Here is a 1,105-nt window from a genome sequence, read left to right on the forward strand (position 1 = left end):
CTACTGTCTTTTTTGGTTTTATAACATCCATATTTCCTCCTGGTATAATCTTCACCCTAGACATCCTAGAGCGAATTGGTTAATTGTTAGATAACGATACGTTGTAGTGTAATTCCCTTTTTCTCTTTTAAATATTGTGCTGGTGTTTTGTAATTTAATTTTTTAAGTCTTTTAGTCATATTGTATTCGTTAATAAACTCAATGAGTCTTCCATTCATTTCTATAGTACTACAAAAGTGATATTTAGTCAAAACATTTTTTCTCAAAGTTCGGTTAAACCTTTCTACCATACCGTTTGTCCATGGGTGTTTGAATTTAATTGTCCTGTGTTGAATTTTATACTCCTTGCAGATATTATCAAATGGATGAATCTTTTTAGTCCTTTTGTGTTTGGGTAATGCTTTGTAACAGAACTCAAAACCATTATCAGTTAAGATATAATTTATCTTGTATTGATAGAAGGAGAGGGCTTCTTTTAAGAATCTTGCTCCTGTTTCTTTGTTCTTCATTTTCCCTATCATTACAAAAGCAACTTTGGCCACTCTATCAATAGCAGTATAAACATAAGAACGCTCCTTATTTATTTTGGGGGCATAAAGTAAATCTATGTGCAAATACCCTATCCCATAATGACGAAATTTCTTAATCTTTCTTTCTGCATCAATAAATTCAGAAGGCAAAGCATCTAACCCATATCGGCAAAGACAACGGTAAATCTTCATCGGGTAAAGATTTGGAATTGTGTCCTCTAATGTAAAAAAGATTTCTTCTATTGTCTTCTTAAACTGTTTCCTTTCAAAGCATATTAGTTCTTCTTGTTGTGTGGTCAAAGTGGTATTAAGACGATGTGGACGCGAGGATTTATCTTCTAATGTTTTTGCTTTTTTCCATCTTTGAGCAGTTGTTTGACTAATTCCATATTTTTTAGCCAAAGTATAAGCAGAAAGAGGACTTTCTTTGATTACTTTCCTTACCGCTAAAGTTGTAGTGGCATTCTTATGTAACTTTATTTCCATACATTAAGTATACAACTTAATGTATCGTTAGTCAACACGTTCTTATGAATTCTATATCTTTGGCAATTTCTTTAATCTGTTTGTCCATA

1 protein-coding gene is annotated in these 1,105 nt (G+C 32.0%); it reads right to left on the reverse strand.

What is annotated here, in order from left to right:
* Positions 1-86: 86 nt before the first annotated feature.
* Positions 87-1,016 carry a hypothetical protein gene (locus B9J78_06760; GenBank protein MBA2124612.1) on the reverse strand — a complete coding sequence of 310 codons (930 nt, stop codon included), beginning with the start codon at positions 1,014-1,016 and terminating at the stop codon, positions 87-89.
* Positions 1,017-1,105 lie beyond the last annotated feature (89 nt).

This window comes from bacterium Unc6 (genome assembly GCA_013626165.1).
In the GTDB taxonomy this organism is placed as follows: Bacteria; Omnitrophota; Gorgyraeia; order Velesiimonadales; family Velesiimonadaceae; genus Velesiimonas; species Velesiimonas alkalicola.